General features: G+C 40.4%; 11 protein-coding genes. 8 read left to right on the top strand and 3 right to left on the bottom strand.

The window, feature by feature from the left end:
* Positions 1-16: 16 nt before the first annotated feature.
* Together M1F26_RS03105 and M1F26_RS03110 are read right to left on the bottom strand one after the other, a co-directional pair.
* Complete coding sequence (locus tag M1F26_RS03105) at positions 17-1,417, bottom strand: amidohydrolase (RefSeq protein WP_140172077.1); 1,401 nt, start codon at positions 1,415-1,417, stop codon at positions 17-19.
* Between the two features lie 115 nt (positions 1,418-1,532).
* The gene (locus M1F26_RS03110; protein ID WP_140172078.1) at positions 1,533-2,381 is read right to left on the bottom strand and encodes an EamA family transporter; all 849 of its coding nucleotides are present in this window, start codon (positions 2,379-2,381) and stop codon (positions 1,533-1,535) included.
* Between the two features lie 389 nt (positions 2,382-2,770).
* Between M1F26_RS03110 and nhaA the strand changes: the two genes are divergently transcribed.
* Both nhaA and nhaR read left to right on the top strand, forming a co-directional pair.
* The gene (gene nhaA, locus M1F26_RS03115) at positions 2,771-3,946 is read left to right on the top strand and encodes a Na+/H+ antiporter NhaA (protein ID WP_004905642.1); all 1,176 of its coding nucleotides are present in this window, start codon (positions 2,771-2,773) and stop codon (positions 3,944-3,946) included.
* Between the two features lie 189 nt (positions 3,947-4,135).
* Positions 4,136-5,056 (top strand): transcriptional activator NhaR, encoded by a 921-nt coding sequence (gene nhaR, locus M1F26_RS03120; protein WP_125891919.1) that lies wholly within the window; start codon positions 4,136-4,138, stop codon positions 5,054-5,056.
* Positions 5,057-5,111: 55 nt separating this feature from the next.
* On the opposite strand, the gene rpsT is transcribed toward nhaR, so the two are convergent.
* Positions 5,112-5,372 (bottom strand): 30S ribosomal protein S20, encoded by a 261-nt coding sequence (rpsT, locus tag M1F26_RS03125; RefSeq protein WP_004914688.1) that lies wholly within the window; start codon positions 5,370-5,372, stop codon positions 5,112-5,114.
* A gap of 587 nt (positions 5,373-5,959) precedes the next feature.
* Between rpsT and ribF the strand changes: the two genes are divergently transcribed.
* From ribF to dapB, 6 genes are all read left to right on the top strand, one after another.
* The gene (gene ribF, locus M1F26_RS03130; protein ID WP_004905636.1) at positions 5,960-6,898 is read left to right on the top strand and encodes a bifunctional riboflavin kinase/FAD synthetase; all 939 of its coding nucleotides are present in this window, start codon (positions 5,960-5,962) and stop codon (positions 6,896-6,898) included.
* 28 nt (positions 6,899-6,926) lie between these two features.
* Positions 6,927-9,737 carry an isoleucine--tRNA ligase gene (gene ileS / locus M1F26_RS03135; protein WP_140172080.1) on the top strand — a complete coding sequence of 937 codons (2,811 nt, stop codon included), beginning with the start codon at positions 6,927-6,929 and terminating at the stop codon, positions 9,735-9,737.
* Positions 9,737-10,240, top strand: a complete 504-nt coding sequence (lspA, locus tag M1F26_RS03140) for a signal peptidase II (RefSeq protein ID WP_109911860.1) — start codon at positions 9,737-9,739, stop codon at positions 10,238-10,240. Before ileS ends, lspA begins: the two co-directional genes overlap by 1 nt.
* An 82-nt stretch (positions 10,241-10,322) precedes the next feature.
* Complete coding sequence (gene fkpB, locus M1F26_RS03145; protein WP_004905629.1) at positions 10,323-10,793, top strand: FKBP-type peptidyl-prolyl cis-trans isomerase; 471 nt, start codon at positions 10,323-10,325, stop codon at positions 10,791-10,793.
* Complete coding sequence (ispH, locus tag M1F26_RS03150; protein WP_004905626.1) at positions 10,774-11,727, top strand: 4-hydroxy-3-methylbut-2-enyl diphosphate reductase; 954 nt, start codon at positions 10,774-10,776, stop codon at positions 11,725-11,727. Before fkpB ends, ispH begins: the two co-directional genes overlap by 20 nt.
* Before the next feature lie 298 nt (positions 11,728-12,025).
* Complete coding sequence (dapB, locus tag M1F26_RS03155) at positions 12,026-12,847, top strand: 4-hydroxy-tetrahydrodipicolinate reductase (RefSeq protein WP_110592416.1); 822 nt, start codon at positions 12,026-12,028, stop codon at positions 12,845-12,847.
* The last annotated feature ends 277 nt before the right edge of the window (positions 12,848-13,124 follow it).

Consider the following 13,124-nt stretch of genomic DNA (forward strand, 5'->3'; position numbering starts at 1 on the left):
CAGCCATTTTTTTATCTTATTTTACGACTTCACCACTTGCAACTACGGTTTCGCGGACTTTGTTAGCAAAGTTTTGAGCTTCTTTAATAATGGTGCCTTCATCTGCGGTCAGCAGCTGGCGGTCTTGCATCAATACCTTGCCATCAACAATAGTATGGCGAACATTAGCTCCATTTGCACCATAGACTAATGCGGCATAGGGGCTATACATAGGAACCATGTTTGGTGATTTAGTATCAATAACAATGATGTCAGCTAATTTCCCCGCTTCGAGAGAGCCTAATTTGTCTTCCATATGTAACACTCGCGCAGAACCCATGGTCGCCATCTCAACAACCGTAATGGGGGGTATCGCCGCTCTATCTTTATTGGCTAGTTTGTGAATTTTCCCCACTAAGTTCAGCTCATTTAATGTTGTTAACGTATTACTCGACATCGGACCATCGGTTCCTAAACCAACTCGAATACCTTTTTGAAGCATGGTCGTGACCGGCGCTACCCCCTTAGCAGATTTCGTGTTTGCACTGATATTATGTGCGACACCCACATCATACTGCTTGAGGAGATCCATATCTTTTTCATCAACCATGATTGCGTGAGCTGCAATAACTTTATTATTCAGCGCTCCAATATCAGCCATATATTGTACAGGGCTTTTCCCTCCCGTACGTTTGGCGATTTCTTCTTGCTCACGATCTGTTTCAGCAAGGTGGATCATCACTGGCACATTAAGTTCTTGAGACAATTTTGCGATTTTCTGTAAGTGCTCTGTGGTATTGGTATACGGTGCATGAGGTGCAAAGGCGGGGGTGATACGAGGGTGATCTTTGTATTGGTTGATAAAATTCACTGCATAATTGATACCTTCATCTGCATTTTTTGCATCAGCGACAGGAAATTGAATAACAGATTCACCAAGGACAGCTCTTAAGCCAATTTTATCAACGGTTTTAGCCACTTCATCTTCAAAATAATACATATCAACGTAAGTTGTGACACCACCTTTAATCATTTCAATATTAGCAAGGTTTGCGCCAACACGTACCATTTCACGAGAGACCATTTTGTTTTCTAATGGGAAGATATAACGGTGTAAACGGTCTGGCACATCATCGGCTAAAGAACGAAAAACGGTCATAGATGCATGTGTATGAGTATTAATTAACCCAGGCATGACAATGTCGCCATCAACATTTAGGATACTAGGTGCTTGATAACTTTGAGCCAGCTCAGGGCCACCAACAGCAATAATTTTATTACCTTTGATGACAACAGTACCATGGTCAATAACTTGTTTCTGGGCATCCATTGTTAAGATGGTTCCATCTACAATAATGATGTCAGCAGATGTAGCTGCAAAGCTAGAAAAAGAAGCACTAATAATGGAAATAGCCAGTAAAGATTTTAAAAACGACATTTTGGCCTCATATCTGGTGAGAAAATATAAAAATTATGAGTGAAAAAACATTAATACTATTTTTGAGAAAACTAAGTGTATTGCTTACTGATTGAATATTTAAAATAATAATTTTTTAATGGCTTAATTTTGCTAATAAAACACCAAAAACAATAACGACACAGGCAATGACTCGCATCACGTTGAATTTTTCTTTGAGAAACGCAATAGATAGGAACATGGCGAAGAGTACACTCGTTTCTCTAATCGCTGCGACCATGACAATTGGCGCTTGGCTCATCGCCCATATAGCAATGCCATAACTAATGAGCTGCATTAATCCCCCCAGTAACCCTGAACGCCAATATTGTTGAATTCCAACAAGTAAGGTTCCTCGGTATTTGATAAAACCAGGTACAGCTAACACCATGCCATTTAATAAAAATAGCCAGAGAGTATACGTCACGGGATCTTCACTTGCTCTGGCACCATAACCATCAGATAAGGTATAACAGGCGGTGAAGAAGGCTGTTGATATGGCAAAAACTAGAGCTTTCCCCTTGATATTTAATGTGAATTTTTTTCCTGCAAACGCAATCAGTACGACGCCACTAATAATGAATAAAACACCAATAAGTCCCATCAATGGAATTAACTCATTAAATAGCAAAGCACCTAATAGTGCCGTTATTAATGGTGCGGACCCGCGTGATATTGGATAAATCTGGCTTAAGTCACCGTGTGTATAAGCCTGACTTAAAAAATAGGTATAGCCAATATGAAACAGTACCGATAACGCTAACCAATGGATAGCTTCTGGTGATGGTAGGCCTAACCAAAGTATTGCTGGTATCGCTAAGGCGCCAGAAAAAACAGAAATCATGACTAGGCCGAAAAAACGGTCATTACCAAATTTAACTATAGCGTTCCAGCTTGCATGGCAAAAAGCTGCAAACAGCACAGAAAGTAATACGTAAGTTGTCATCGTTAAATTGTAATCATTAGTATTTTATTAGCAATCTAAACACATTGTTTTGCGAAACGTTTGGCAAATATTTTGTAAATAGTCTTCCATATTTATCGTTTTTACAAAAGGTATCGAAGAAAGAAACAGGCAAGTTTTTCTTGTGTAAATAAAAGGGATAAATTTTGATGTACTAGAAAAGTTGAATTTATAAAGTCTGTTTATCACAAAATTTATTATTTGTTTTTATAAAAGTTGTCTATAGTAAAATTAACGTTTTTTTCTCATTTGCCGTGATCTCTAACCCAAATAAGTCGGTAATTCCGAGTGTTAAGCGATAAATAAACGATTTTTTACGAATTAATAATTAGCATAGTATTAACATTCAAAAAAACATTGGGGTTAACTATATGACAGCAATTATTCGTAAATTTTTAAGGTTAGAAGCAGCAGGGGGCTTACTTCTGATTATTGCTGCCATAGTCGCTTTAATAATGGCTAACTCACCATTACAAGGGGCTTATCAGCAATTTTTAGATATTCCTGTATCCATTAAAATATCAGAGTTTGGTTTAGATAAACCGCTGATATTATGGATTAATGACTTCCTAATGGCGATTTTCTTTTTGGTGGTCGGCCTTGAAGTAAAGCGCGAATTATTAGAAGGATCCCTTGCAGGACGTGATAAAGCGATATTTCCAGCAATCGCAGCCTTAGGAGGGATGATTGCTCCAGCATTAATTTACCTATTATTTAATGGTGGAGATGCAGTTACCCAGCAAGGTTGGGCAATACCTGCCGCTACAGACATTGCTTTCGCGCTAGGTGTGATGGCCTTATTAGGTAAGCGAGTACCAACAGAACTTAAGGTGTTCTTATTAGCATTAGCTATTATTGATGACCTTGGTGTTATCGTGATTATTGCCTTTTTCTATACAAGTTCTGTTTCCTTGGTTGCATTGGGGTTGTCAGCACTGTGTATTGCCATTCTCTGTATGATGAATTGGCGTAGAGTAGAGAATACAGCGGCTTACTTAGTTATTGGGTTAATATTATGGGTGTGCATTTTGAAGTCTGGAGTGCATGCCACATTAGCAGGAGTCATTGTTGGCTTCTTGATCCCTTTACATGGTACTAACCAGACCAAGCCTTCAGAAGAATTGGAACACGTTTTACATCCATGGGTTGTTTACTTAATTCTACCTATTTTTGCGTTTGCTAATTCGGGTGTGCAACTTCAAGGTGTGACTTTTGAAGGTTTGTTGAGCCCACTGCCATTAGGAGTCGCTGCGGGGCTAATTTTGGGTAAGCCAATTGGGATTTTTCTGTTTAGTTGGATTTCGGTAAAACTTGGGTTTGCAAAATTGCCAGAGTCGATTAACTTAAAACAAGTTTTTGCCGTTTCTGTACTGTGTGGGATCGGTTTTACTATGTCTATTTTTATAACCGGCCTCGCATTTGATGGGCTGGATGAGGTGTATAGTACCTATTCGCGCCTAGGAATCTTGATTGGTTCTACGCTAGCTGCATTTTTAGGTTACTTTATGTTAAGAGTAGTGTTACCGAAACAAAAAGAACTAACCTAGTACAAGCTTATTGTGTAATTTTGCAAATTATTAGTAAGAATTTCCGAACTAATAATCTATGATATACCGTAGTGTGTTCATTAATACACTACGGTATTCATTTTAAAGGCCCTGAAAATATAGGGTACAGGTAAATGTGTATGGTCAATAGTAGTTACCATAACTAGCGACGGTACAAAAGGAATCGATATGCGGGTTTCACATCTTAATTTTAACCATCTTTACTATTTCTGGCATGTATGTAAAGAGGGCTCTGTTGTCGGAGCAGCAGAAGCGCTTTACCTGACACCTCAGACAATTACAGGGCAAATAAAAGCGCTAGAAGAGCGCTTAGGTGGCAAGTTGTTTAAAAGGCAGGGGCGAGGTTTAGTGCCATCTGAGCTTGGACAATTAATTTTTCGCTATGCAGATAAAATGTTTATGCTTAGCCAAGAAATGCTCGATATCGTCAATTACAGCCGCGAATCTAACTTACTGTTTGATGTCGGGGTTGCGGATACGCTATCAAAACAGTTAGTAAGTAAAATATTAGAAACTACGGTTGTTGAGCATGAACAAATTCATTTACGTTGTTTTGAATCAACCCATGAATTGTTATTAGAACAGCTCAGTCAACATAAATTGGATATGATTTTATCTGACTGCCCAGTTGACTCATCTCAGCAAGAAGGCTTGTTTTCGGTGAAATTGGGCGAGTGTAATATGAGTTTCTTTTGCCGTCAGCCTATTCCTAAAAAGCCATTTCCTGAATGTTTAGAGGAACGTCGGTTATTGATCCCTGGGCGGCGATATTTATTAGGTAGGCATATACTCGCTTGGATCCGCAATAAAAACTTGCAGGTTGAAGTATTAGGTGAATTCGATGATGCCGCACTTATGAAAGCATTCGGTATGCATTATAACGCAATTTTTGTTGCTCCGTCGCAATATACACCTGACCTTTTAGGTGGAGACGATATTGTAGAATTGGGGCGCTTAGAGAGTGTAAAAGAAGAATACTACGTTATTTTTGCAGAGAGAATGATCCAGCATCCAGCAGTACAACGAGTGTGTAATAAAGATTTCTCAGATTTATTTTCAGTTCCGCTTGATAGCCTAGATAAAAAATAATAATAAATAAAAAAACCGGCATAAGCCGGTTTTTTTAGCTAATCAAGAAGCAAGATTACATTGCTTTGATTTGAGCAACTAAGTTAGCTTTATGACGTGCTGCTTTATTTTTGTGGATCAGGCCTTTAGTAGCATGGCGATCAACAATAGGTTGCATGTCATTGAATGCTTTCTGAGCAGCTTCTTTATCGCCAGCAGCGATAGCAAGGTAAACTTTCTTGATAAAAGTACGTACCATAGAGCGACGGCTAGCGTTATGCTGACGACGTTTCTCTGACTGAACGGCACGTTTCTTAGCTGATTTGATATTAGCCAAGGTCCAACTCCCAAATGTATTCTATTGAGGACAATTCAAAGGTCGAGGAATATGCCCTTTCGCCCTTCATTTGTCAATGGATTTGTGCAAATAAACATCGTGTACTTCGATGTCCATGCGCTGTGAATGGTGCAAGATTCTATCAGCAAATATGAGAAGAATACAGATCTTCGCGTGAAAAAATGCGTAATTGATGGCAGAAATTTAAAAAGAGCGGAGACGAAAAAAATTTTTGGCCTATCAATCAATGGTGAGTATGAAAATAGAACATAAAATGGTTGTTTTTTGTTCTTTTTAATCGTTTGGTTATAACCATTGAAGTGTAAAACATAAAAATATAATATTTTTAGAGACCTTGGAACAAATTTGTTGTATTGATAATCCATTGGTTACCCCAAAGTTTTTGATGTTCGAATGCAATAGCTCTGTTTGGGGAGCGTAATAACCCACTAATGGCATAAAATAGTGGGGAATAAATCGTGTAGAGATCAAAAAAATAGGGTTTAATGAAACCTTTTGCGAACTAAGGTTAACCTTATGCGTCGTACAAGGTATAATCCTGCAATTTCCTCGGTATTGAGCCTGTTATGGAGCTAATTCGCGGTATACAGAATATCCGGGCGTGCCATCATGGTTGCGTGCTGACTATCGGTAATTTTGATGGTGTTCATCGTGGGCATCAGGTTTTACTTCAAAATTTGAAACTTAAGGGTGCGCAGTTAGGGTTGCCAACTGTCGTAATGATATTTGAGCCACAGCCCCTTGAATTTTTTATTGGTGACAAAGCGCCGGCGCGTTTGACGCGTTTGCGAGACAAAGTTAAATACCTTGCAGATAGTGGTATTGATTACCTCTTATGTGTTGAATTTAACCAGCACTTTGCGTCATTAACACCTGCTGAGTTTGTTTCTGACTTACTTGTCAGTAAGCTTGGTGTAAAGTACCTCGCTATAGGTGATGATTTCCGCTTTGGGAAAAATCGCATGGGGGACTTTGCTTTTTTACAACAAGCGGGTAGTGAATTTGGTTTTGAAGTTGCAGATACAGAAAGCTTTTGTGATTCAGGGCTCCGTATCAGCAGTACAGCGATACGAAGAGCCATTCAAGAAAATAATCTTGAATTAGCAGAAAGCCTATTAGGGCACTCTTATCGTATTAGCGGGCGAGTGGTTCATGGTAACCAACTTGGTAGAACAATAGGTTTTCCAACGGCAAACCTACCGTTAAAACGTTTAGTCACACCAGTAACTGGTGTATATGCTGTAGAAGTTTACGGTTTAGGTGATAAGCCTTTACCGGGTGTGGCAAATATTGGCACACGTCCGACTGTATCTGGAAAAGGAACACAGTTAGAAGTTCATCTGATTGATGCAAATATGGATTTATATGGGCGTCATATCGATGTAGTGTTACGTAAGAAATTACGTGATGAGCAGCGGTTTGCTTCGTTGGAAGCGCTTAAGGAGCAAATTGCTAATGATGTAATTGCAGCGAGAGAGTATCTTACTGCAATAGGAATCAGATAATTTAGCGGAAAATTGGAACTGAGAATCGATGAGTGACTATAAAAATACCCTGAATCTACCGGAAACAGGGTTCCCAATGCGTGGCGATCTCGCTAAACGCGAACCACAGATGTTAGAGCGCTGGTACAAAGAAGGTTTGTATCAGGCAATCCGTAAAGCAAAATCGGGTAAGAAAACCTTTATTCTGCACGATGGTCCTCCGTATGCTAACGGCAGTATTCATATTGGTCACTCAGTTAACAAAATTCTCAAAGATATTATTATTAAGTCCAAAGGGTTGGCGGGTTATGATTCCCCATACATCCCAGGTTGGGACTGCCATGGATTACCGATTGAACATAAAGTTGAACAAATCGTCGGTAAGCCAGGGGAAAAAGTTTCCGCTGCTGAATTTCGTGCACAATGCCGTCAATACGCTAAAGAGCAAATTGAAGGGCAAAAAGCTGATTTCATGCGTCTTGGTGTTTTAGGTGAGTGGGATAAACCTTATCTAACAATGGATTTTAAAACCGAAGCTCATATTATCCGAGCATTGGCTAAAACCATTGCAAATGGCCATTTAGTGAAGGGGGCAAAACCTGTTCACTGGTGTACTGCTTGCGGTTCTTCATTAGCGGAAGCTGAAGTTGAATATTATGATAAAACCTCACCATCTATCTATGTTCGCTTCCCAGCCGTAGATGGCAAGGCTGTGTGCGAAAAATTTGGCATTGTTAGCGAAAAAACACCTTCGTTAGTCATCTGGACAACAACGCCTTGGACTTTGCCAGCTAACCGCGCGATTTCTTTAAACCCTGAGTTTAAATATGATTTAATCGAAGCAAATGGTGAGTTACTCATTTTAGCTGCTGACCTTGTCGAAGAGGTAATGAAAACGATAGGGGTTGAAGCGTGGGCAGTTCTAGGGGAGTGTGAGGGTTCTGCACTTGAACTTTTACGTTTCAATCATCCATTTATGGGCTTTGATGTGCCTGCAATTTTGGGTGACCATGTGACATTAGACGCGGGTACTGGTGCTGTTCATACTGCACCAGGCCACGGTCCCGAAGACTATGTGGTTGGTCAGAAATATGGCTTAGAAACAGCGAACCCTGTAGGGCCAGATGGTTGCTTCTTACCAAATACTTACCCAACATTAGATGGCGTGTTTATTTTTAAAGCTAATGACCTTATCGTTGAATTATTGAACGAAAAAGGCGCATTACTATACAAACAAGCGATTCAACACAGCTATCCATGCTGCTGGCGCCATAAGACTCCAGTTATCTTCCGTGCTACGCCACAGTGGTTTATCGGTATGGATAAAAACGGTTTACGTGAACAATCGCTGAAAGAAATTGATATTGTTCAATGGATCCCGGGTTGGGGGCGCGCACGTATTGAATCAATGGTTGAAAACCGCCCAGACTGGTGTATTTCTCGTCAACGTACTTGGGGTACCCCAATGTCGTTGTTTGTTCATAAAGACACTGAAGAGTTACACCCTCGTACATTAGAATTAATGGAAGAAGTGGCTAAGCGTGTTGAAGTGGATGGCATCCAAGCATGGTGGGATCTTGACCCAGCAGAGCTGTTGGGTGATGAAGCCGAAACATATCGTAAAGTACCTGATACCTTAGACGTATGGTTTGATTCAGGTTCAACGCACTTTGCGGTTGTGGACGCACGTCCTGAATTCCATGGTAATTCAGCGGATATGTACCTTGAAGGGTCAGATCAACACCGCGGCTGGTTTATGTCATCATTGATGTTATCAACCGCAATGAAAGGTAAAGCACCTTATCGCCAAGTATTGACACATGGCTTCACTGTTGATGGCCAAGGCCGCAAAATGTCTAAATCTTTAGGCAACACAGTGAGCCCTCAAGATGTCATGAATAAACTGGGTGCAGATATCTTACGTTTATGGGTTGCATCAACAGATTACACTGGCGAAATCGCGGTTTCAGATGAAATTTTAAAACGAGCGGCTGACTCATACCGCCGTATTCGTAATACTGCACGTTTCTTACTGGCTAACTTAAATGGTTTTAATCCTGAAACCGACATGGTGAAACCAGAAGATATGGTGGTTTTAGACCGTTGGGCGGTGAGCCGTGCGTTAGAAGCTCAGCAAGAAATAGCCAAAGCTTATGATGAATACGACTTCTTGTCTGTTATCCAGAGATTAATGCATTTCTGCTCCATTGAAATGGGGTCATTCTATCTGGATATCATCAAAGACCGTCAGTATACGGCGAAAAGTGATAGTTTAGCGCGTCGTAGCTGCCAAACTGCGTTATTCCATATTGTTGAAGCGTTAGTGCGTTGGATGGCTCCAGTTCTGTCCTTCACTTCCGATGAAATTTGGAATGAGTTACCAGGAAAACGCGCTCAATTCGTTCTTACCGAAGAGTGGTATGACGGTTTGTTTGGTTTAGATGAATCAAATGAAATGAACAACAGCTTCTGGACTGAGCTATTGGCTGTTCGTGGTGAAGTGAATAAGGTCTTAGAACAAGCGCGTACTGATAAGCTTATCGGGGGCTCATTAGAAGCTGCGGTGACATTGTATGCGGATAAAGCTCTGGCCGAAAAACTGCAAAGCTTGGGTGATGAATTACGCTTTGTTTTACTGACATCACAAGCCCATGTCGCTGATATCGCAACAGCTCCAGCAGATGCACAAGAAAGTGAATTGAAAGGCCTGAAAATTGCTTTCAGTAAAGCAGCGGGTGAAAAATGCCCACGTTGCTGGCATTATGCAAGTGATATCGGTTCTTCAAGCGAGCAACCAGAAATCTGTGGTCGCTGTGTCACTAACGTAGCCGGTAACGGCGAAACACGTAAGTTTGCTTAATGAAGACGCCAGTTTGTTCTACCGGTTTGCGTTGGTTATGGTTAACCATTGTGATTATCGTTGCGGATTTAGGCATTAAGCAATTAGTGCTTAGTGACCTAAATTTGTACGAACCGCATCCGATCATGCCATTTTTTAACATAATGTATGCGCAAAATTTTGGCGCGGCATTTAGTTTCTTGGCTGATGAAGGCGGATGGCAACGTTGGTTCTTTGCAGGTATTGCAATTGGGATCTCCGTTATCTTAATGGTTATGATGTATCGCCAAAGTGCACAAAAACGCCTATCAAATATTGCTTATGCATTGATTATTGGCGGTGCTATCGGTAATTTAAGCGACCGTTTAGTCCATGGCTTCGTTATCGATTACCTTGATTTTTACGTCGGTAATTGGCATTGGCCGACATTTAACCTAGCGGATATGGCGATATGTATTGGTGCGGCACTTGTGATTTTAGAAGGTTTCCTACCAGATAAATCAAAGCAAGAAAAAGCCAAATAAAATGGTAGTGCACTAGGTTAGAATGTAATAACTCACAGCCCAGATTTTCTGGGCTGAATTTTATGATAAATAGGTTTGGTTTATGTCTACTCAAATACAGGCGCAGAGCTCTGTTTTACTGCATTTCACACTGAAATTGGAAGATGGCTCTACGGCTGATTCCTCGCATGCACAAGGAAAGCCTGCGTTGTTTGTTTTAGGGAATGACTCCTTATCGCCAGAACTTGAAGCTCAATTGATTGGCCTTAATGAAGGTGAAAAGAAAAGTTTTTCGCTGCCCGGAGACACTGTTTTTGGGAAACATAATCCTGATTTAGTTCAATATTTTTCATTGCGTGACTTTATAGAAACAGGCATTCCTGAAATTGGTACGATAATGCTATTTACCGCGATGAATGGCAGTGAAATGCCAGGTGTAGTAAAATCAATTGAAGGTGAGTCGATTACTATTGATTTTAACCACCCTCTCGCTGAGCAGCAGATTAGTTTTGATATCGAAGTGCTTGAAGTAGACCCGCAATTGGAGAATCACAATGCAAATATTAATGGCTAACCCTCGTGGGTTTTGTGCTGGCGTAGACCGCGCAATTAGCATCGTAGAAAGGGCATTAGAAATATATGGTGCTCCGATTTACGTTCGTCACGAAGTGGTTCATAACCGTTATGTTGTTGATGATTTACGTCAACGTGGTGCTATCTTTATTGAAGAAATCTCAGAAGTACCGGATGGGTCAATCTTGATTTTTTCTGCGCATGGCGTTTCCCAAGCTATTCGTCAAGAAGCTCGTTCTCGCGATCTAACGATGTTATTTGACGCCACTTGTCCTTTGGTTACGAAAGTTCATATGGAAGTTGCACGAGCTAGCCGTAAAGGCAAAGAGGCTATTTTAATTGGCCATGCTGGGCATCCAGAGGTCGAAGGTACGATGGGGCAATATAGCAACCCTGAAGGTGGGATGTATCTTGTTGAAAGCCCAGAAGATGTTTGGAAACTGAAGGTGAAAGATGAAAATAATCTTTCTTTCATGACACAAACAACGCTTTCTGTTGATGATACTTCTGATGTCATTGATGCGCTGACATCTCGCTTTCCAAGTATCGTTGGGCCTCGTAAAGACGATATTTGTTATGCAACGACTAACCGCCAAGAAGCAGCGAGAGAGCTTGCAGAACGCGCTGATGTTGTTTTAGTCGTCGGTTCTAAAAACTCATCAAACTCAAATCGTCTTGCAGAGTTAGCTTCGCGTATGCAAAAGCCTGCCTATTTAATTGATGGTGCGGAAGATATTAAAACGGAATGGTTAGCGGATAAAAATATTATCGGCTTAACAGCAGGGGCATCTGCTCCAGATATTCTAGTTAGGCAAGTTATTGATAGGCTTAAAGAATTAGGGGCTGACTCTGTTGTTGAATTGCAAGGGCGTGAAGAAAATATCGTCTTTGAGGTCCCTAAAGAATTAAGGGTTGAGGTTAAAGAGATTAATTAATCATTTGATTTCAATTATAGGAACAGCCGCGTTATGATTTATTCCTTAGCGGCTGTTGTAACTTATCCGCTCATCGCTCATATAGTCCCTTTCATCGTTTCTCTCCATTAACACTTTTACTGATAATCCTCGTGTTCTCTACGCTTTTGTTAATAACGATGCATTTTTGCTAGCAGAATGGGGTCAGGATAGTTAATCTGTATCACAATCATTTCTAAACTGTGGGTAAAAATAGCCTTTTTATCCTAAACAACAGTTCAAATTTATCGATTTGCATTAATTAAAAAAAGGATAAGCCATGGCAAATTCAATGGTACGAGTCGCAATAGTTGGTGCCGGTGGGCGTATGGGGCGCCAGTTAATTCAAGCCGCGCAACAACAAGATGGAATTCAATTAGGTGCCGCGATTGAGCGCGAGGGCTCATCACTTATCGGGACTGATGCAGGGGAACTCGCAGGTATCGGTAAGCTAGGTATTGCCATTGTTGATTCACTTAATCAGGTTGTTAATGATTTTGATGTTGTCATTGATTTTACGCGCCCAGAAGGGACTTTACACTATCTTGCATTTTGTAAAGCAAACCAAAAAGCCATGGTAATTGGAACGACAGGGTTTGATGAGCAAGGTAAGCAAGCCATTGCCGAAGCTGCGAAATCTATTCCTATTGTCTTTGCGGCGAATTTCAGTGTTGGTGTCAATGTGGTGCTGAAATTACTGGAAAAAGCAGCAAAAGTGATGGGAAATTACACTGATATTGAAATTGTTGAAGCACATCACCGCCATAAAGTGGATGCGCCATCAGGTACGGCTTTGGCTATGGGAGAGTCTATTGCTAGTGCACTTGGGAAAGACTTAAAAGAGTGTGCGGTATATACCCGTGAAGGTTACACCGGGGAACGAGAACCTGGAACTATTGGCTTTGCAACTATCCGTGCTGGGGATATTGTGGGTGAACATACTGCAATGTTTGCAGATATTGGGGAGCGAGTTGAAATTAGCCATAAAGCCTCTAGCCGTATGACCTTTGCAAATGGAGCAATAAAAGCTTCAGGGTGGGTTTGTGCTAAAAATAATGGGTTATATGATATGAAAGATGTGCTTAGTTTGGATGATTTGTAGTTTTTTATTTTTTATTTTGTCTTTTAAATTATGATCTTGTAATCTATATTTATTATTATAATATCGATTTGAATTATTTTTGTTCAAATCGATATTAATTGGTGTTTTCATGGTTTTCACCTTCAATTTTGCTCGTTAATTATCCTTTCTTCCTTCTTTTAGCTGGGTTATTATCAATAAACTAGTTATCTTGCTTTGCAACCGTTTACTTATTCATATTTACTGCTATTTATACTACTTATCCAACTAAAAGTGAGGTGGTTAAGTAAAAAAGTAA

The sequence above is a fragment of the Providencia sp. PROV048 genome (assembly GCF_033688165.1).
Lineage (GTDB): Bacteria > Pseudomonadota > Gammaproteobacteria > Enterobacterales > Enterobacteriaceae > Providencia > Providencia hangzhouensis.